Annotated in this window: 15 protein-coding genes; 8 read left to right on the top strand and 7 right to left on the bottom strand. The window is 42.6% G+C overall.

The features are described from left to right. The first annotated feature begins 235 nt into the window (after nt 1–235). Together HCR01_RS05675 and modB are read left to right on the top strand one after the other, a co-directional pair. Nucleotides 236–3,112, top strand: a complete 2,877-nt coding sequence (locus HCR01_RS05675; RefSeq protein ID WP_226889154.1) for a PAS domain S-box protein — start codon at nt 236–238, stop codon at nt 3,110–3,112. Nucleotides 3,113–3,620: 508 nt separating this feature from the next. Continuing rightward, on the top strand, nt 3,621–5,456 hold the full coding sequence (gene modB, locus HCR01_RS05680) for a molybdate ABC transporter permease subunit (protein WP_193195593.1): 1,836 nt from the start codon (nt 3,621–3,623) through the stop codon (nt 5,454–5,456). A 73-nt stretch (nt 5,457–5,529) separates the two neighbouring features. Here the strand turns inward: modB and HCR01_RS05685 are convergent, their stop codons facing one another. The 3 genes from HCR01_RS05685 to HCR01_RS05695 form a co-directional block, all read right to left on the bottom strand. After that, nucleotides 5,530–6,087 (bottom strand): phycobiliprotein lyase, encoded by a 558-nt coding sequence (locus tag HCR01_RS05685; protein WP_193195294.1) that lies wholly within the window; start codon nt 6,085–6,087, stop codon nt 5,530–5,532. Nucleotides 6,088–6,154: 67 nt separating this feature from the next. Then, nucleotides 6,155–6,835, bottom strand: coding sequence for a HEAT repeat domain-containing protein (locus tag HCR01_RS05690; protein WP_162397452.1), 681 nt, complete (start codon nt 6,833–6,835; stop codon nt 6,155–6,157). Between the two features lie 192 nt (nt 6,836–7,027). Further along, on the bottom strand, nt 7,028–8,293 hold the full coding sequence (locus tag HCR01_RS05695) for a tetratricopeptide repeat protein (RefSeq protein ID WP_193195295.1): 1,266 nt from the start codon (nt 8,291–8,293) through the stop codon (nt 7,028–7,030). Nucleotides 8,294–8,563: 270 nt separating this feature from the next. Between HCR01_RS05695 and HCR01_RS05700 the strand changes: the two genes are divergently transcribed. After that, nucleotides 8,564–9,712, top strand: a complete 1,149-nt coding sequence (locus HCR01_RS05700) for a DUF711 family protein (RefSeq protein ID WP_193195296.1) — start codon at nt 8,564–8,566, stop codon at nt 9,710–9,712. A 20-nt stretch (nt 9,713–9,732) separates the two neighbouring features. Here the strand turns inward: HCR01_RS05700 and HCR01_RS05705 are convergent, their stop codons facing one another. Continuing rightward, nucleotides 9,733–10,401, bottom strand: coding sequence for a 2OG-Fe dioxygenase family protein (locus HCR01_RS05705; protein WP_193195297.1), 669 nt, complete (start codon nt 10,399–10,401; stop codon nt 9,733–9,735). Nucleotides 10,402–10,720: 319 nt separating this feature from the next. Here HCR01_RS05705 and sfsA point away from each other — a divergent pair, with 319 nt between their 5' ends. Both sfsA and HCR01_RS05715 read left to right on the top strand, forming a co-directional pair. Beyond that, nucleotides 10,721–11,446: a DNA/RNA nuclease SfsA gene (gene sfsA, locus HCR01_RS05710; RefSeq protein WP_193195298.1), complete on the top strand. Its 726-nt coding sequence runs from the start codon at nt 10,721–10,723 to the stop codon at nt 11,444–11,446. A 245-nt stretch (nt 11,447–11,691) separates the two neighbouring features. Continuing rightward, entirely contained in the window at nt 11,692–11,889 is a 198-nt protein-coding gene (locus HCR01_RS05715; RefSeq protein ID WP_162397458.1) for an NblA/ycf18 family protein, read from the top strand. Nucleotides 11,890–11,990: 101 nt separating this feature from the next. Here HCR01_RS05715 and HCR01_RS05720 read toward each other — a convergent pair whose 3' ends face one another. Together HCR01_RS05720 and HCR01_RS05725 are read right to left on the bottom strand one after the other, a co-directional pair. Beyond that, nucleotides 11,991–12,737: a dienelactone hydrolase family protein gene (locus HCR01_RS05720; protein WP_193195299.1), complete on the bottom strand. Its 747-nt coding sequence runs from the start codon at nt 12,735–12,737 to the stop codon at nt 11,991–11,993. Nucleotides 12,738–12,985: 248 nt separating this feature from the next. Continuing rightward, nucleotides 12,986–15,316 (bottom strand): PhoD-like phosphatase, encoded by a 2,331-nt coding sequence (locus tag HCR01_RS05725; RefSeq protein WP_193195300.1) that lies wholly within the window; start codon nt 15,314–15,316, stop codon nt 12,986–12,988. 449 nt (nt 15,317–15,765) lie between these two features. Between HCR01_RS05725 and HCR01_RS05730 the strand changes: the two genes are divergently transcribed. Next, complete coding sequence (locus HCR01_RS05730; protein ID WP_193195301.1) at nt 15,766–16,248, top strand: gluconokinase; 483 nt, start codon at nt 15,766–15,768, stop codon at nt 16,246–16,248. A 384-nt stretch (nt 16,249–16,632) separates the two neighbouring features. Here the strand turns inward: HCR01_RS05730 and HCR01_RS05735 are convergent, their stop codons facing one another. Beyond that, nucleotides 16,633–17,610 (bottom strand): carbohydrate kinase family protein, encoded by a 978-nt coding sequence (locus tag HCR01_RS05735; RefSeq protein WP_193195302.1) that lies wholly within the window; start codon nt 17,608–17,610, stop codon nt 16,633–16,635. A 458-nt stretch (nt 17,611–18,068) separates the two neighbouring features. Here HCR01_RS05735 and HCR01_RS05740 point away from each other — a divergent pair, with 458 nt between their 5' ends. Both HCR01_RS05740 and HCR01_RS05745 read left to right on the top strand, forming a co-directional pair. After that, complete coding sequence (locus HCR01_RS05740; protein ID WP_191757312.1) at nt 18,069–18,332, top strand: helix-turn-helix domain-containing protein; 264 nt, start codon at nt 18,069–18,071, stop codon at nt 18,330–18,332. Between the two features lie 574 nt (nt 18,333–18,906). Beyond that, nucleotides 18,907–19,608: a DUF6391 domain-containing protein gene (locus tag HCR01_RS05745; RefSeq protein ID WP_193195303.1), complete on the top strand. Its 702-nt coding sequence runs from the start codon at nt 18,907–18,909 to the stop codon at nt 19,606–19,608. The last annotated feature ends 51 nt before the right edge of the window (nt 19,609–19,659 follow it).

Below are 19,659 nucleotides of genomic sequence, written 5' to 3' on the forward strand. Positions count from 1 at the left end.
GCTGAAATTATTATGCATGAAACTTCAGCTTTTCAAACTTTGTTGAATCGATTGCAACAAACTGAAGCTGAACTGGCGTGACTACGGAGTAACCAAACCGTTTTCGCAAGCTAGTTCAACCTAGTACTAGGATGCTGCTATCCTTCACTACTGATCTTCCATTGCGTCATAGCTGCAAACTGGATGTAACAAAATTTCAGGTTTATGGTCACTGCTGGTTCAGCCTTCTAGATTTATGAGTTTTGAGCATCACGATCCATCTCTAACTGTATCTGAGCAGAATGGGCCTGCTGCATCTATTGATTTTCGCGCCCTGTTTGAGGCGGTTCCCGGCTTGTATCTCGTGCTAGCAGCCGACTTATCTAAGTTTAGGATCATTGCAGTCAGCAACGCTTACTTGCAGGCAACAATGACCCAACGAGAAGAAATTTTGGGTCGCGGCATTTTTGAAGTGTTTCCCGACAACCCTAATGATCCTACCGCGAGTGGAGTCCGCAACCTCCAAACTTCCTTAAAGGCAGTAATCCAGAGCCGAACCAGCGACGTGATGGCAGTTCAGAAATATGATATTCCCCGTCCAGAGTCTCAAGGCGGTGGTTTTGAAGAACGCTACTGGAGTCCGGTCAATTCACCTGTGTTGGGAGAAAACCAGGAGGTTGCTTACATTATTCACCAGGTTCAGGACGTGACTGAATTTGTGCAGCTTCGACAGCAGCGCAATGAACAATATTTAGAAAATCAGGCGTTGCGAAGTCACTCTGAACTTATGGAGGCAGAGGTTTATCTCCGTGCTCAAGAATTAAAGGAGGTGAATCGACAGCTTCAGGAGGCAATGCACCACGAGCAAGAACTGCGAATGGAGGCGCAAGCTGCCAAAACAAGCTTGGATGGCGTTTTGATGAGCCTTAGCGACCAATTTTTTAGACTTGATGGGGAGTGGCGCTACACTTACGTCAATGATCGCGTGCTGGAAGTGACTGGCAAATCCAGGGAAGAACTAATCGGACAAAGCATTTGGGACTTGTTCCCGGAAATGATAAATAGCCAGTTTTACAGCGAGTTGCATCGCGTTGTTGTTGAGCAAACTCCTACCCAGTTTGAATACTTTTATTCCCACTGGCAACGTTGGTTTGAAAACCGTGTCTACCCTTCAGAAAGCGGAGTTATCATCTTTGTCACGGAAATCACCAATCGTAAGCAAACACAAGAAGATCTCCGGGAAGCTCATGTACAATTAGAGTCTGCTTTGTTGGCTGGAGCGGTTTATACTTGGCGGTGGAATCTTCTCGAAGACCGAATTACTATAGATGCAGCTTTTGCTCACTTGTTTGGATTAGACCCAGAAAGTGCAGCAAAGGGATTGCCGATTGAGATGTTTTTGCGTGCTATGCACGAGGAAGACCGACCACGCGTCTTAGTGGCAATTAACCAGGCGATCGCCACGGGTGAGGAATATCTGGCTGAGTACCGCGTTTATACTGCCACTGGCGAGGAGCGGTGGGTTACTGCACGAGGTCATGTTGAATATGACACCGCTGGTAAACCAGTCGCTTTTCCCGGCGCACTCGCAGACATTACCGAGCGCAGGAAAGCCGAAGAAGACCGCGATCGCTTCTTTCAACTTTCCCGTGATATGCTGGCAATCGTTAATACTGATGGGTACTTTCTACAGGCTAGCTCGGCTTGGACTAAAACGCTCGGCTATACCTTAGAAGAATTAACCACACAGCCTTACATTGAGTTTGTTCATCCAGATGATCAGGCTGCGACGCAAGTTGAAGCGCAAAAGCTAGCCCAAGGTATCCAGACCAGTGGTTTTGAGAACCGTTACCGCTGTCGAGATGGCTCCTACCGCTGGATTTTGTGGAGTGTTGCCCCTTTCCTAGAGCAAAAGCTGCTCTATTGTGTTGCGCGTGATATTACCGAACGCAAATGCGCGGAGGCAGAGCGTGAAAAACTATTAGTACGGGAACAAGCTGCACGAGAGACAGCTGAGGCAGCAAATCGGGTCAAAGATGAGTTTTTGGCTGTGCTATCCCATGAACTCCGCACGCCCCTGAACCCGATTTTGGGATGGTCAAAGTTGCTGCAATCTCGCAAGCTAGATGAGCGGAAAACAACCTATGCACTGGAAACGATCGAGCGGAATGCTAGACTCCAGGTGCAACTAATTGAAGACCTGCTTGATGTTTCTCGCATCTTACAGGGTAAACTTAGCTTGAATGTCGCTCCAATCAATCTTGCTATGACTATTACAGCCGCATTGGAGACTGTGCGACTGGCAGCAGAAGCCAAATCCATTCAAATTCAAACGGTACTAAAACCGGATATTGGACAAATCTTAGGCGATGCAGGTCGCCTACAGCAGGTGATCTGGAATCTTGTCTCGAATGCCGTCAAGTTCACACCTCAAGCAGGAAAAGTAGAGGTGCGATTAGAGCGCGTTGATTGTGATGCTCAAATTCTAGTCAGCGACACTGGCAAAGGTATCCATCCTAACTTTCTTCCCCATGTGTTTGAGTATTTCCGACAAGCAGATAGTGCTACGACTCGAAAGTTTGGTGGCTTAGGGTTAGGATTAGCGATCGTCCGCCAAATCGTCGAGTTGCACGGCGGTACAGTTCAGGCAGAAAGCTTTGGAGAAGGACAGGGAGCCACCTTCACTGTCAAACTTCCGCTGATGCAGCAACAACTAAGAATGCATCAACAAATCAGGGAATCTCAACCTTGTCCAGATTTGCAGGGCGTTACGGTTTTAGTAGTGGATGACATGGCTGATATGCGGGAGTATATCAGTTTTATACTAGAGCAGGAAAAAGCACATGTAATTGCTGTGGCTTCGGCTGCTGAAGCCCTGGCTACTTTAGCTCAGTTTCAGCCAAGCGTGTTGGTGAGCGATATTGGCATGGCAGAGATGGACGGGTATATGCTAATGCGGCGAGTGCGAAGCTTAAAGTCTGACCAAGGCAGAAACATTCCAGCAATTGCTTTGAGTGCCTACGCTGGAGAAATAAATGAGCAAAGGGCGATCGCGGCAGGATTTCAACGCCATCTCGCTAAACCAGTAGAGCCAGCTGCATTAATTGCAGCCATTGTGAGCATTCTTAAGTAAAATCTATAGACTATTTTTTACAATAATTTTATTGTAGTAATTGCTACTGTTTACCAATTATTTTGGTAGTATGATATCTGATATTCAGAGATTATTGTAGACTAATGCTCTGCTTTTAAGATTTTCTTATTATCTATTTATTACCAACTTAAAAAGACTTGAGATCCTAGAGCATCGATTCAGTAATCGCAAAAACCCGATTTCTTTTCGGTAAAACGACCAATTATCGTTGACTGTAGAGATATTGCAATGCAACGTCTCTACGAAATAATCGGTTTTTCTCGTCCCTATCTTGAATACTGAATCGGTGTTCTAGAAACAAATAATCAACGCATTTTTACTTTGATGAGTAAGGATATTGGGCAACTTTTATCTGGCAATCAAGCCAAACCTGTGTTTAATAAACAATGTTTGACGCTAGCTAAGAGTTGACAAAAGAGAAATTTTAATTAGGTTAATTTGAACTATTCATAACAAATTGCATACATCAATTCTTCTACACACATCTATAAAAATGGATTTATCGCCCCTCTGGATATCACTTAAAACCTCATTACTCGCTACATTTATCACCTTTTTTTTAGGCATTGCTGCTGCCTATTGGATGTTGGAATATCGCGGCAAAGGTAAATCTTTGATTGAGGGTTTATTTATTGCACCGCTCATTTTACCCCCTACAGTAATTGGTTTTTTGTTACTGCTATTTTTTGGCAAAAATGGCCCAGCAGGGAAACTGATGGAGTCTTTGAATTTTAGTATTGTTTTTACTTGGTATGGTGCAGCGATCGCAGCTACAGTTGTCGCTTTTCCATTGATGTATAAAACTGCGCTGGGAGCTTTTGAACAGATAGATGGGAATCTACTACGGGTAGCCAAAACTCTTGGTGCAAGAGATACCGCAATCTTTTGGCGCATTAGTTTACCCTTAGCATTACCTGGCATTGTAGCCGCCACAACTCTTGCTTTTGCTCGCGCTCTAGGTGAATTCGGCGCCACGTTGATGTTGGCTGGTAACATTCCTGGACAAACTCAGACAATCCCTATGGCAATTTATTTTGCTGTGGAAGCTGGAGCAATGAACGAAGCCTGGTTTTGGGCGATCGCTATTATGATAATTTCTCTATCTGGAATTATTGCAGTCAATCTTTGGCAGGAATTTAGGGAGAGAGGAGGGTATGGGGGGACAAGAGGAGCAGAGGAGCAGGGGGGGCAGAGGAGCAGGGGGAGCAGAGGAGCAGGGGGGCAGAGGAGCAGGGGGGCAGAGGAGCAGGGGGGCAGAGGATTATTTGTAGACATCGAGAAACGATTGCCGAGTTTTCATCTCCAGGTGTCATTTAATAGTAATGAGCAACCTTTGGGATTATTGGGAGGTTCTGGAGCGGGTAAAAGTATGATTTTGCGCTGCATTGCGGGGATAGAAACACCGACTAGAGGGCGCATAGTCTTGAATGGTAGAGTATTATTTGACTCGGAACAAGGAATTAATTTGCCAAGTCGCGATCGCCGCGTCGGTTTTTTAGTGCAGAATTATGCTCTTTTCCCACATTTGAATGTGGCGCAAAATATCGCTTTCGGTTTACCAAAGGGACTATCTGCTGGGGCTATTCGGGTACAGGTAGAAAAGCAACTAATAGCCATGCAGTTGCAGGGATTAGGCGATCGCTTTGTGCATCAACTTTCTGGAGGACAGCAGCAACGCGTAGCCTTAGCCAGAGCATTGGCTAGTCAACCAGAAATCTTACTTTTAGATGAGCCGTTTTCTGCACTGGATACCCACTTGCGTAGTCAATTAGAACAGCAAATGACGGCAACTTTAGCTGAATATCAAGGTGTGACTCTATTTGTTACCCACAATATGGAAGAAGCTTACCGAATTTGCTCTAATCTGTTGGTATTGGAGCATGGGAAAGCAGTTCATCATAGTTCTAAATACGATATTTTTGAGCATCCTGCTAATGTGAGTGTTGCTCAATTAACTGGGTGTAAAAACTTTTCTCGTGCTGTTCTCAAATCATCAGAACAAGTAGAAGCAGTTGACTGGGGTTGTAGTCTCCAAGTTATTGAACCGATCAAGAGCGAATTATCTCATGTCGGCATTCGCGCCCATCAGCTCACATTTACCAGAGATTCATCCTGTGAAAATACCTTTGCCTGCTGGGTAGTACGCACAAGTGAAACGCCCCACCGTATGACGTTATTTTTAAAACTGCATTCTCCTGCTCATAGCCTTCAAGATTACCATCTGCAAGCAGAAGTTTTCAAGGAAAAATGGGTGACTATAAAAGACCAACCTTTACCTTGGTATGTGCGTTTAGATCCCCTGCGGTTAATGTTGATGGAGTAATTGGAGATAGTGACCAAATAATTATGAATTATTTTGACTCCCCCGTTTCCGGGGGATTTATTAAATAGCAACACTAACTCGATGCTGAATTAGCTGTTTCGGAAGCTTTCGCAGCTGGTGGAAAACCACCCATGCGAATCTCAGAAGTGAAAGAGGCTACACTGAAGCCGTCAGAACGCTTTAATACACTAGCCCGCATTCGTAAATTAGGGCTAGCAAACCACAGGCGTTCTTCAGACCAGATGGTTTCATACTCTGTAGTTAAGGTCAAAGCGCCATCACTGTCTATCGTATAACGTCTGGCTACTGGGGATTTCTCCGTATGATCCATCTCCCGGAGTAACTTGCCTTCAGCAGGATTATCTGCATCGGGTACTAAAACCAACACAGTAGAACCATTGGATTTTTCTGGCTCCGTGCCGTTCCAAGTAACTCTAGCGCCACAAGATGCTGAATCAGGAGCAATTTCGTACAGTTGACACAGTTTGATCACCTCTGGATGATCTGCTGCTAGCGTCTCAATGATGATGTCTGACTTGCCATGTTCAAATTGCTTATCAGCTAAATGGTGACTAGTACGATGGGAAAACCATTTACCAGCACTCAACTGAAAAAATTCTTCAATATTCATGAATGAAATTACCCTGCATCAAAATGCGAAAACCCCACTTATTATTAAAAGGTAGTAGGAACTGATATTAAGCTGGATTGCCTGTTTCCTCAAGTTTCTTAAGAGAAAACCTTGCTGCCTCAGCAACGTGGTTGTGATTGTCTTTTTCTAAGTATTTTAAAGCAGAGATACTCTTGGGAGTAGGAAGATGACCCAAAGCTTCTGCAAGACGTTGCCGTACTAACCAATCATCTGATTGGGCAAAGCGCAGGATTTGATCTACAGAATCAATATCTTTTATTTCTCCTAAAGCGGAGATTGCAGCTTGTTGCAAAACTACTTCTTCGCTATCCAACGCCTTAATGAGGATTTCGTGGGCGCGGGGGTCTTTAATATTGCCTAGAGAAACGGCTGCACTAAAGCGGACTAACCAATCAGTATCTTCATAAAATGCCCGTGAAAGCACTTCAAAGGCTCTGACATCACCCAAATATCCTAAAGCACCAGCGGCATCAGCACGAATACCATAATCTGGATCGGTTTCTAGTATTCTCACTAAAAGTGGATAAGATTCTTCCGTAGGCTTGATTCCCAAGGCAAATATTGCCATAGAGCGCAGTTGCAGAGATTCATCATCCAATACCTTTTTAATCAAAGGTACTGCGTCTTCAGGGGAAACGTGACGCAGATTGGCAAGGGCTACCATGCGATCGCGCAAATTCGGACTTTCTAACTGAGCAGAGATTTCCTGTAAACTGAGAGCGGTCATTTAGTTAAATTAGCGTTTCTTTACTTATCTTTAATTTACCTGATTCGCCCATCAGGCTGTCGCCATACCGAAGTAGCATTTTGCCGACTTTACGAGATGGCTTGATTATGAATTACAGAAATTGAGTAATGGAGCTAATTTATCCATGTGACTGAAAAACTAGTCTCTTGGCGTGAGATATTATCCAATTTGCTACTTACCGCGATCGCGTTCCAAATCATCGATGACTTTTTGTAAATACCATTCCTCTGACATTCCAGGATAATAATCTTGTTTTTGATCAATCAATCTTTGAGCTATTTCCCAATATCCTCCAACTAATCGCAAAAGTCGCTGACGTAGCAAGTTATCTTTTTGCTTTTTGGATTCAGGACTGAATTTTTGAATTTTTTCGAGATTATTTAAAACTTGTTGGTAATTTTCCCAATCTTCTTGTTCACAAAAAATACTTGCTGCTCGCTGATAATCTTCCACAGCGTTTTGCATTTCTTCTAATAAAGTATAAGCAATGCCCCGATTATAGTAAGCTTGGGCATCATTTGGATTAATTTGTAATACTTGGTTGTAATCTTTAATTGCACCCAGATAATTGCCCATTGCCCGATAGACATTACCTCTGGCAACATACACTAGGATATCTTCCGGTTGTATCTGGAGTGCTTGGTTAAAATCTGCGATCGCTCCTTGATGATCACCTAACAAATAACGTGCTTTGCCTCGGTTGCGATAAACAATTGCTTCTTGAAAATTCAGTTTTAGTGCTTGATTAAAATCTGCGATCGCTTCTCGATAATTCCCGATTTTACAACGCACAACCCCACGACAGCAGTAAGCTTGGGCATCTTGCGAATCTGCTTGTAACACCCAGTTTAAATCAGCGATCGCCTCTTGCGTATCTCCCTTTTCAGCTTTTTCTAATAATTGTGTGAAATAATCGTTTGTAGATAGGATAGGTTGAGTTTTAATTGATTGCTTAACAGCTAGCTTTTCTGGTGGTTGTAGCTTTTTAATTTGTTCTAGACAAAGGCGACAATTTTCTTTGTCCTGTTGCTCTAAATATAATTCTGCTGCTTTTTTAAAATTAGCGATCGCATCTTGAATATACCCCTGTTTGCGCCGCACAATTCCCCGCAGACTATAAGCAGCCGCATAATTTAAATTCAGACGAATAGCGCGTTCAACATCCTCTAGCGCTCCTGGCAGATTTTTCAGCGCTACCCTGGCTAACGCACGACAATAATATGCTTCGACACTCTCAGGATTAAGGTTGATAGCTTCGGTGTAATCTGAAACAGCCTGGAGAATTGCGCCTAAGTCATAATATGCCAAACCTCGCTGAAAGTAAGCTTCAGCAAAGTAAGGTGTTAGTTGCAAAGCATGGTTAAATTCCTTAATTGCACCAGCATAGTCTTTTTGTTTGGCTTTTTCTAATCCCTTATAGTAAAATTCGTCATTCATGGCGTTTTTTGGGGTTGAATCAGTTAGTTTAATTCCAAAAGTCACTCGCCCTTAATATTCTAAGTATTCAGCGTGACTTTCATTCATTTCCTATTTTCTGTAAAACAAAACGAATATCTATCATAAATTTTTATAAATGGTATGTACCTTATGGAATATTGTATACTTCTAGCTTTTGAAGTTAGCTTTAGTCCAAACTTACGCTAAAACAGTAATATGTATATTTTTGTTTACTTTGAGTCCTACTACTATTAATAATACTTGGTACTGATGAAAATTAGAACTATCACCACAGGAATATCACTTCAATCGCTAAAAGATATAGAAAAAATTAAGCAAGCAGCTGCGTTTAATCAGCAAGCAAAGGCATTTTTTGAGCAACAAGGCTACGAAGTACAAACCACTAGAATAGCTACTAATGCTTGGTCAGAATATTCACAAGGATTATCAACAGTTGAAATTATCAGTAAAATTCAAACTTTAGAACAAATTGGTCAAAATCTTAATATTAGCTTTTTCAATATCGGTTATGCAAGCCAACCCGAAACCATAGCTATAATTCCAGATTTTAACAAAAATACATCGATTATTTACTCCTCAAGCAAAATTGGCGATCGCCAGACTGGTATAAACTTTGAAAATGCTTGGGAATCTGCAAAAGCGATTAAACGCATTTCGCAAGAAACTGAAAACGGCTATGGCAATTTTCGCTTCTGCGTGTGGGCAAACTGTCCGCCAGGTATCCCATTTTTTCCTACTTCCTATCATGTAGGAAATACATCTTTTGCTGTAGGTTTAGAATTAGGTAACTTGGTAATGCAAGCTTTTACCCAAGCTAACAATATACAATTGGCAGAAAAAAATCTGCAATCCTTGTTGGAAATCGAATTAAATAAGATTGCTGCGATCGCCGAAAAAATATCTGATAAATTTGATATTGCTTATGGAGGTATTGATACATCTCTTACACCATCATTAGATAAACAAAATAGTATTGCTGTTGCTTATGAAATACTAATGAATGGCAAGTTCGGACATCAAGGAACACTAGCGATTTCTGGTATGCTAACCCGTGCTTTGAAAAGTGTATCAGTAAAAATATGTGGTTACTCTGGTCTTATGCTTCCTGTTTGTGAAGATGTCGGTTTGGCTGCAAGAGCTAACGAGCAAACCTATAATATTACCAATTTACTATTGTATTCAGCAGTTTGTGGCTGTGGACTGGATACAGTTCCGATTCCGGGTGATATCACAACAGAAAAGATTGCAGCGTTATTAATTGATATGGCAACTTTAGCTATTAAGCTAGATAAACCACTATCCGCAAGATTATTTCCAATACCGGATAAAAAAGCTGGGGAAATGACTGCATTCAATTCCCCATATCTTGTAGATTGTAAAATATTTTCAGTTGACTAGAAAAGCAAGTTTTAGAATTCTTACTCCGAAAGTAAACTAGGTGAGGTGAGAACAAAAACGTCTCTCGTTCCCTGAGAATTTGTAACTGGTTTTATGGGAGTAGTGAAGTGGAAAAACTCATGATCGTTGACTAATACTAGTTCTCCTGGATTTAGAATTTTACTAAACACAGGCTTTTCTTTTTTAGCAGTGTATAAATGTGTTTCTCCGCCTTGAATATTATCTCGGTCAACGGAGAAAATAGCAATAAAATCAGTACCGTCTTGATGGATACCTTCCGGCGCGGGATTACCTAAATTATCGGGTGAACAGATAGTTCTAATTTGATGAACTCCGATTTCAGCTTCAGGATGAAGTTTACAGGAATCACTAAATGCCAAAACCAGATTCTTAAATATATCAAGTTCTATGAGTGCATCATCTAATTCTGCAAACTCTCTTTTGACATCACCCAATAATGGATTATATTCTTTGCTTTGGAAGAGATAGCCATGAGGTAGCTTGATTAAATTATCTCTAGAAACTGTGAACCTAGATAATCTTCTCAAACGATAGTTACCTTTGATATAAGGGTCAACAGGTAGTTCGTTAAAAAATTGCTTAAAACCTTCTAGATTTATTGAATTTACCTTTCTCAGGGTAAATAGAAAGGCATATTCTAATTCCGTTAATCCCCATACTTTTTGCATAGGATTTACCTCCTTGCATGTTTAAATCCTCCCAAATTTTTCTTTATGGGAGGCTTATACCCTTAAGTATATGCTACTTTTTATTAAATTGTCGTAAAAACGACTACAGAAATTGACAAATCATGATATGAGAAAGACCTTTCAAATGTACAAGATGTAATGAAACGTAACTAATCATGTTTCCACAAGATTCTACAAACAAGGTTGCTTTGCCAAGCTGCTAAATAGCAGTAGAGTGTATGCGCTACCAGTTTTAGTTCTTCAAAGAAGAATTACAGCAAAATCGACGTATATTTACTAGCAGCAACAAGGTTCCATAATGATTGATTGGCTTTATCGCTATCCACCTCTGTATTCTGGTATTTTGCTCAAACGCTACAAGCGCTTTTTTGCCGATGTTCAACTTGTTTCTGGCGAAGTAGTGATAGCACACTGTCCAAATACAGGGCCAATGACTGGAGTATCAACTCCTGGTAGTGCAGTACAGCTTTCCAAAAGCGATAATCTCAACCGCAAATTGGCTTACACCTTGGAACTAATTCAGGTGCATGATAATGAGCCGACTTGGGTAGGCATAAATACTGTTTTGCCCAACCGATTGGTGAAGATAGCTTTGGCCAAACAACTTTTCCCAGAATTGGGCGAATATAACCAAATCAGGGGTGAAGTAGTTTATGGGCAAGATAAAAAAAGTCGGGTAGATTTTTTCTTGACAGGGAGTGATAAGTATCGCCCGATTTATTTAGAAGTGAAAAACACAACTTGGGCGCAGGGGAGATTAGCAGTATTTCCCGACACGGAAACGACAAGGGGACAAAAGCACTTACGGGAACTGACGGCGCTGTTACCTCTAACTCGTGCGGTGATGCTTTACTTTATCAATCGGGGAGATTGTACTGAGTTCGCCCCCGGCGATATTACAGACCCTATATATGGTAAGTTGTTGCGGGCTGCGATCGCTCTCGGTTTAGAAGTCTTACCCTGCCGTTTTGATGTCTCTCCAGAGGGTATCCGTTATTTGGGTTTAGCAAAGCTGAAAATTTGATTACACAGTAATACCTCTGCATTCCTCTGCGTTCCCCTGCGTTAAAAGCAGGACACGTTTGCATCATCCCAGCTTTGTAAATTTTTTGTTATACTAGTTAATATAAATTTACAGAGGGTAACACCCATAAACAAGGAAACGCCCTCAAGTTCAATGGGTGTAAGACTTCAACATATTTAGCTTTAGATTAAAGAAGCTATTATTAACCCTCTAGTTTTTGCCCCAGTTTGGCATAGGAGCCAGAAATGAACCAGCCCATGAAATTATCTTTAGAACAAGAATTTAGCCTCCGTTGCTTTGCTGACCAAGTGCAGCAAATGTCTCGTGAACAAGCTCAGGCGTTATTACTCATGTTGTATGAGCGGATGATGATTCAAGAAAAGACTTACCAGCAATTGCTCAAGCATGAGTGGAAACTAGATTCCGACGCAATTCCTGGGTAAAGCAGGGAAGTAAATATGTGGTTGATGGCGTTGGAATTCAACGTATGCGGATTTTACTTTAATGAACGTCCAACCACTCTTCTATCAAATCAGTCAGCGTTTTAATTTTGGGAACTTAGGTGTGACAAGTAGAACGCTACTATTTCAGACCAAGCAGAGGTAGCAGCAGCAGAATCGTAGCGATAACCGTCATCGCGCATGAAGGTATGTTCTGCTTCATACAAGAAAGTTTTGTGAGATACCCTAGCATTTTCCAATGCTTTAGTTAAGGTTTGACGGTCATTCTCCGGTATATGCGGGTCAAGAGTACCCAACACAATTAGCATCTCGCCTTTGATTTCACTGACTCGCTCGATTGTATCAGCTACTCCCTTACCTAACTTACCACTCGGAATACCAGTAGGATAGCAGCAGACTGTTGCCTTAACTTCATCCAGAAAAGCTGCTCGGAAAGCTAAGTGTCCACCAATGCAAAATCCGAGAGTGCCTATTTGTCCCGGAGAAACTGAACTTTCTTTTTTAAGAAATTCAATCACAGCACGGCAATCAGTGTCATAATCAGCTACTAGAGTTCGGCGAGCATTGTCATTACCCCGCATCCGTCCAAGATCGTCTGGTTCAATAACTAGACCAACTGGCTCAGTTCGATGGAAAATTTCCGGGGCTGCTACTACATAGCCGCATCCTGCTAAGTAGTTAGCCAAACGAATCATTGCACCACCTAACTGATAAATATCACTCAGAAACAAAATGCCTGGATAAAGTCCTGTTGGTTTGGGAGATGCTACGTAAACACGCATTAAACTGTCGTCTACTCTTAACTCGACATTGCGCTTAATGATTTGCATTTTGTCTCCATGTGGTGCTTGCTTTCATTAGCTTCGCCGCCCGTTTTCGCTATTGCAATTTTTTTAAAGCGAATTAACGTATACTTCAGCGCGTTGAACAAGCTAAATTTCATCTATGTTTAGCAAATGCACCCTTGACACTCCTTTGCACGGAATAAATTTACCTTGATTGCCACCAAAAAATAGTATTAATTACTACATTTTAGGTATAAATGTTCATTTTATGAGTGTGATCGCGCGAAAATTAATCAGCGCTCAAGTTTACTAGTACTTCCTAACCCATACAAAGACTGATTAGGCACAAGTTGGCTTTCAAAACGGCTATAAACAATTTGGGTAGGATACCAGGGAGAAAACCAGTACAAATCTTGAATTGCTTTGTGAGGGCTGCTGGTGTCTGCCAACTCAAATTTAACTACAGCCAAATTATTTAATCCCACCACTTCTCGTCCCTCTTGAAACCAGGGTAAATTCCAGAACATTAGCCGCTTTAACCATTTGCGTTTGTCGTTTCTTGCTTGTTGTCGGGTAGTGATTAGCCACGGTATATTAGCTCCAAAGTCAGGAGTCCGAGTGTTTTGTCGAGGAATCCACTCTAATGCACAATACCAATCGGGTTTCATCTGTGGCTGCTGATGGCGGCGAGATTGTTTGGCTGTTTGTTCTACCATATTGAGTGGATTAGACCATCCTATCCACCGTCTTACCTTTTCCGGTAAAAGCCAGTCTTTCAATCGTGTATGGATGATCCGAGTAATAGTCTCTTCATTCTTCATCGCACTAGCAGTTAATTGCACCAAGACAGATTGCGTTTTAGAACTCGCAGAAGTAGCTACATGAGACATGCGAACAACAGAACCGTAGTGGATATCTCCAGACAGAACAACAACTTGTTGGCGTTGCTCAAATAGAGTAGTTATAAATTGCGCCAATGCTTCAGTGTGAATATTCCAGGAATCCCCAACATCAGCGGCAAACACTTTATCGCGTCGCAACTGCCAATGGTGAATCCAATCAATTACTTTTAAGCTAAATAGATTCGTAGGTGCAATTACTAATGTGGCTTGAATCTGAGGTGCTTGTTGTAGAGGTAGAGAGAGTTGTTGCTCGAAGGCTTGGGGACAAAGCAGCATCGGTGGCGCAGTTGGTTTGTCATCGGCAGGGTAGCCCCGCCATGTGCGCGTATCTAAAACAATCACTTCATGGCAATGACTCCGTACTGTATAGTGCCAAGTAAGTGCTTCAGGATGTCGCTCTAGCACAAATACTGAACCGTCTTGAACAAACTCAGGTAAGTTAGTGCTTGGGTTGGTAGGTGGCATCCCTAGATAACGGGCGATCGCATTATAAGCTGCAATATTTGTACCTTGGGAAGCAGACCACTCCTGAGCAGCTGCCAATAATTTTTCACCAGGTTGACCGACTTCAAATTGCTTGGGTGTATTGCCCCATGCCTGAGAAACTGCATAAGCTAACAGGGCGTTTTGAACAGTTCTTTGCCCCAAGGGTCGTCCCAGTACTCGTAAACACCATGCCTGATTGAGATTCCAATCATCGCTGACATCATGGTCATCAAAGATACTATACACGGGAATATTTGCGAAGGCGCGTCGCACTTTCCAGAGAGTATGGATAAACTGGCGCATCTCTCGAACTTCCCGATCCCACTGGCGACGCGCTTTGTTACCGCCCATCATCTCCCGTCCCTTGGGGAAAGTGGTCGGCCAGCACACAGGCGACCAAACCAATAAATAAGATGCGTAGTACTCACCAAGACCTAAAAGGTGACTGGCAACTTTGGCATCTTTATTGTGTAATCCGGCTGTAAAACCAGCTTGGTAAGTCGCAACTTCAACTCGCTGTCCGGGAGGTAACTGTTTGGGTGTATGGTAACTAACATTTGTAGGTTTATTCTGAGTCATTGGTAACTGTTCTTCCCAGCCCAGCAACACGTCGCCAAGCATATTAGACACCCACAATAGCGGTGCGGCAACATCGTCTCCGTAAATCTGATCGCCAGTGAGAAAAAGTTGATGGGGACGCTTTGCTGGTTGGTTTGCAGCTTCTTCGATTAAGCAATCTAAGATAGGCAGTGCATCGAATCCATCGCCGTGGGGTTTGCGACAGGAACCATGCACAAGTCGTAAATCTTGGAGACGGCTGGGCGGCAGAACAAATGTTGGTTTTTGATGTTCAAAATAGCTGATGTTGACGTTGGGAAAGCGGTTTGAACACAAAGCTTGCTGCAAAGATTGCTCATGAGAGGTTTGGTTAGTAAATTGGAGGTCATAAGCATATATGCGATCGCTAGTTAGGCATTCTCTACCCTTAGACTGAGCCGTTACCGCTACAATATGAAGTGATTTTCCCAGCGCAACTGTAGAGCGTCTTCCTTCTAATAGAGAGTTACCTAACACTGTACCGTCATGCGTTGTGTCGTACACCTTGAGTTCTACTTGACAAGGCTGTTTGAGTGCAACCCAGACCGTCACTGATTCGGGTTCGGTGTGTTGTAAAATTGGCCCCGCTAAAATCAATGGCAGATCTTGTAAAAACTCGTCCTCAGATTGATTGTTCATTGCATCGTCTAATATGAGGTTTTAATGTCATCAGGGCAAAGCAGTACAACATTGCCTAAAACTAAAGCTTGTAGTGTTTGATTGACACGGCGCAAACCTTGAGTATTTGATTCCAGCACAGCTTAACTTTGCCAAATTAGAAGTGAAATAGGCAAAGACTATAAAAACCGATAGCTGAAACAGTTACACAGTAGTACTTTTAGAGCTACTCTACTTTTGATGTCATGAATTCTCATATTATCCCAAACTGTAGACCTTGTGATCACCGTCTATGAGGTTTACAGAATTGTTGAGGAGGCGATGGGCTACGCCCCGCCAGAGGCGATCGCATGACTGCATATCTTAGTTGATAGGATAAATTGACTGTGGTAACGGGTTAAGGCTTCAATTCAGTAAGTAGGCGATCGCTCAAGAGTCTTTTTATTTTCGTGTCTTTGCGCCAAATTAATATGATTATTCTGGTAATGGGTGTATCTGGATCTGGCAAAACTACCATCGGGCTTCTATTAGCGGATGCATTACACTGGGAATTCAGAGACGCTGATGCTTTCCACTCGCCAGCAAATATTGAGAAAATGCGGCTTGGTATCCCCTTGAGTGATGCCGATAGAATACCTTGGTTGCAAGATTTGCAAAGAGCGATCGCCCAGTGGTTGCAAGAAAATAAAAATGTGGTGTTAGCATGTTCAGCACTCAAAGCTAACTATCGCCAGTTTTTGTCATTGGATAGCGATCGTGTCAAGTTAGTTTACCTCAAAGGATCTTTCGAGGTCATTCAAAATCGATTACAAGAACGCCACAATCATTTTATGAGCGAAAAACTCCTCAAGAGCCAATTTGATGCCCTTGAGGAGCCACCTGATGCTATGTATATCGATGTTTCTGAGCCACCAGAAATGATCGTGGATTATCTCAAGACATATTTTGAATAGACATTAGACCTCTTGCAAATGTCCGAAAGTTATTAGTGTCATTCTGACCAAAACGTAGTGGAGGGAGGAATCTCACTCCTATGTTTCGCTCCGCTCAATATGACAATTTCAGAACTTACGCACTCAGATCCCCCAACCCCCTTAGAAAGGGGGCTTTAGACGTTCCCCCCTTTTTAAGGGGAGCCAGCGCGGTCTTCTCCCTTCGCGTAGCGTCTCCAAGAGTTGGGGAGACGCAATCATGCGATGGGGTCTCCCCAAGTGGAGCGACTGGCGTGGGTTAGGGGGGATCAGGGTTTCAGGCTTCAGTGCGTAAGTCCTAAATTTAAGCATTTATGCAAGAGGTCTACTGTAGAGACGTTGCATTGCAACGTCTCTACGAAATTACTAAAGTTGATTTGAGGCTAGAAAAGCTTCGACTTCAGCAGATGTTGGTTGAGAAGCGATCGCTCCTGGTTTAATGGTAGTCAGCGCCCCAACAGCACTAGCATAGGTAACGATGCGTTTTGCTATTTGTGCATCCCGCAAGCTATGGATACCATGCTGACTCAGCTGGTGGATGAACCCTGCTAGAAAGCTATCTCCTGCACCTGTTGTATCGACTACGGAAATGGAAAACGAAGGTAATTTGCCCTCATTTTCACCCAGACAATAGGCACAACCGTTTTCACCATCTGTCACCAGCACCCCTTCAACTGAAGCCAGGCGATAAGTAATGGCTCCCGGATCGGCGGTATCAAATAGCCATTCGGCTTCTTCTTTGGAGAGTTTCAGAAAATCAACTCGCTTAAATGATTCTTGAATTTTTTGACGAGCGATGTTGGAATCTTGCCAAAATACAGGACGCCAATTGACATCTAGGACAATTTTCAGGTCGTATTGTTCTGCCAGTTCTAGGGCGCGGTGAATTGCCTGCTCGCTTTCAGGATAGGCTAATTCCAAAGTACCCAAAACCAGAAAATCTGCCTCTTGAAAGAGCAAATTTGGCAATTTCTTGGCTTGCAGGCGGGTGTCGGCAAATTCTGCGGTGTTATACTGACCAAATCCAGCAAAGGTGCGATCGCCTGCTAGATCTCGCGTCACGTAAACTTGCCGTGTTGGTGCTGTGGGATGGCGTTGCAACCCCGTAGTATCTACACCTACTTCTTGTAATAGCTTGACCAGTGCATTTCCTGGCTCATCTTCACCAACTGCTCCGATAAATCCTGCTGGCGTTCCCAACTTTACTAAAGCACAGGCTACGTTAGCTGGTGCTCCTCCTGGGTAGGGAGTCCAAGATTGAACTTCTTCCAGGTTTAGCCCCAATTGATCGGCTAAACAATCAAACAAAATTTCACCGAGGCACAAAACACGGGGATTGCTCATTTCATTTTAGATTTTCGATTTTGCCAAAAGTTGAGCCTGTCGTATGCGGGGAGAAGTCAAAGCGCCAGAAATCGGCGAACTGTGAACTTCGGGGGTTTCCCGACCTAGCAAACTTCTAAAGACAGATGACAAATTTCCAGTATAAAATCTACAATGTTCTCTGCTTATTTGTCGCCAGTCCTTCATACAATGAAATAGCAATTTTTACTACTCCCATATCATGTATATGCTCTGGATACTCGCTTGATTTACTCAATAATTATACGGTAACTTTATATTCAAAAAAGCAATATTTAATACATAAAAGTTTCGTGGTTTAGATTACTGTCAATTTTAAATCCAAAGAAAATATAGATAATGGTATTGCCACGAACACTTGAAACCCCTACCTACAAAAGAATCTTCTAGAATTAGAAAGAGCGATTAAGTACATATACCAAGGGAGGATAGAAACAGTCATGGCTGGTGGCGAGTCTCAGACCCCTGTTACTCTGTCAGACAGAGAACTGCAAATTATCGACTTAGTGGCCGCTGGCTTAACTAACCAAGAAATTGCAGGAAAATTGGAAATTAGCAAGCGTACAGTTGATAACCATATCAGTAATATTCTGACTAAGACCCAGACAGAAAATCGAGTAGCTCTTGTCCGCTGGGCTTTACAGTGGGGCAAAGTCTGTTTGAATGATGTCAACTGCTGTATTCTGCCTAATCAGAACGAATAAACAATTTGCTAGTAACGACGTGATTAATCTTGTCTAGTATGCTGACAACCCAATTTTGAGATTTACTGATTGTTCTCCTCACGCCTTTATTTCAGTGTGATCACCTCTACCAATTCCGCATCCTTTACTTAGTGGGAGTTTACGCTAATGGAGCCAGCTAACCCTCGGAAGCGGAAACTATAGATTCAGAATTCCTCTCAAAATGCAGCAGAACGGATTACTAGCCTATTGGTTCTGGGTAAAGGCAGTTTTCCTTCCATCGGTACTATTATATTTCCCTAGGAAAAAAATAATTAGTACCGATGGGAAATTTCCTCAGTACTCAACTGACATTTACAAAGACGAAAAGAAAACTCACGCTAACGTGAGTCTGGAACAAGCAGTTTCCTTAAGCCGGCGAAACTGCCCTTATAAATAACGTATTGCCAAAATCCATAAAGATCTTTATTGGAATATAGCGCTCTAACTTTGTTGTCAACGAATCATCAACAAAAATTAGCAACAATCCACAGGCTCAAGCGTTACATTTGAAAGAAATCTATGTTGCTCCATAGGCTTGGGGAGCAGTGTTCCTATGAATACTTCTGCTTCTGCCAAAGGTGGTTCATCTCCCTTTGACTTTTTTGGTTTTGATTTTACAATACCTTTATCTGGGAAAGTTCCGAGCCTCGAAGACCGACCCTTGGACTTTCCCCAACCTACACAAGATGCCGATTTACTCAAGCAGCTATCGTTTATTCCAGGTTTGAAAGAAATTTTGATGCTGCGACAGGTTCACGCCCTAGAACACGCAACTGTTTGGGTTCTAGGTGAATCAAAAAGCGCTTATTCTCCTCCACTAGCGTCTACTAATATTCAAGTTGATAACGAACTATTAAGCGGTTTGTCTACCGAACAGGGTTTCTACCTTTATGGTGAGGTAAACATTAGTGATTTGCGGCGAGCGATCGCACTTGCTCAACATCGCCTCACCAGTGGAGAATGGGATTTGGCTGTACATCCCCGTTGCGGCACCAATTTATCAGTAGCAATGCTCTTAACAGCTGGACTAGCTGTGAGTGTGCATCTTATACTACCGTTTCGACCAATTGAGCAGCTGATAGGTTTGGGGTTAGCAGCCACCACAGCAGCCGAACTTGCACCTGATTTGGGTTCTATGGCGCAGCGCTACTTAACAACTGCTATCCCCTTTAACCTAGCAATTGAAAATATTACCCGTACACGCGACGTTTGGGGACGACAGGGGCATTTTGTTAAGGTGTGCTGGCAAGATTAATTAGAAGGAGAGGAGTCAAGAGTCAAGGGTCAAGAGTTATTTTTTCCCTTG

It is taken from the genome of Nostoc sp. MG11 (genome assembly GCF_014904695.1).
GTDB lineage: Bacteria > Cyanobacteriota > Cyanobacteriia > Cyanobacteriales > Nostocaceae > Komarekiella.

Coding starts and splice junctions, on each gene's coding strand:
- HCR01_RS05730 (WP_193195301.1), top strand. CDS start 15,766: ATGATTATTCTGGTAATGGGTGTATCTGGATCTGGCAAAACTACCATC.
- HCR01_RS05685 (WP_193195294.1), bottom strand. CDS start 6,087: ATGAATATTGAAGAATTTTTTCAGTTGAGTGCTGGTAAATGGTTTTCC.
- sfsA (WP_193195298.1), top strand. CDS start 10,721: ATGATTGATTGGCTTTATCGCTATCCACCTCTGTATTCTGGTATTTTG.
- HCR01_RS05695 (WP_193195295.1), bottom strand. CDS start 8,293: ATGAATGACGAATTTTACTATAAGGGATTAGAAAAAGCCAAACAAAAA.
- HCR01_RS05675 (WP_226889154.1), top strand. CDS start 236: ATGAGTTTTGAGCATCACGATCCATCTCTAACTGTATCTGAGCAGAAT.
- HCR01_RS05690 (WP_162397452.1), bottom strand. CDS start 6,835: ATGACCGCTCTCAGTTTACAGGAAATCTCTGCTCAGTTAGAAAGTCCG.
- HCR01_RS05740 (WP_191757312.1), top strand. CDS start 18,069: ATGGCTGGTGGCGAGTCTCAGACCCCTGTTACTCTGTCAGACAGAGAA.
- HCR01_RS05700 (WP_193195296.1), top strand. CDS start 8,564: ATGAAAATTAGAACTATCACCACAGGAATATCACTTCAATCGCTAAAA.
- HCR01_RS05725 (WP_193195300.1), bottom strand. CDS start 15,316: ATGAACAATCAATCTGAGGACGAGTTTTTACAAGATCTGCCATTGATT.
- HCR01_RS05720 (WP_193195299.1), bottom strand. CDS start 12,737: ATGCAAATCATTAAGCGCAATGTCGAGTTAAGAGTAGACGACAGTTTA.
- HCR01_RS05735 (WP_193195302.1), bottom strand. CDS start 17,610: ATGAGCAATCCCCGTGTTTTGTGCCTCGGTGAAATTTTGTTTGATTGT.
- HCR01_RS05715 (WP_162397458.1), top strand. CDS start 11,692: ATGAACCAGCCCATGAAATTATCTTTAGAACAAGAATTTAGCCTCCGT.
- HCR01_RS05705 (WP_193195297.1), bottom strand. CDS start 10,401: ATGCAAAAAGTATGGGGATTAACGGAATTAGAATATGCCTTTCTATTT.
- HCR01_RS05745 (WP_193195303.1), top strand. CDS start 18,907: ATGAATACTTCTGCTTCTGCCAAAGGTGGTTCATCTCCCTTTGACTTT.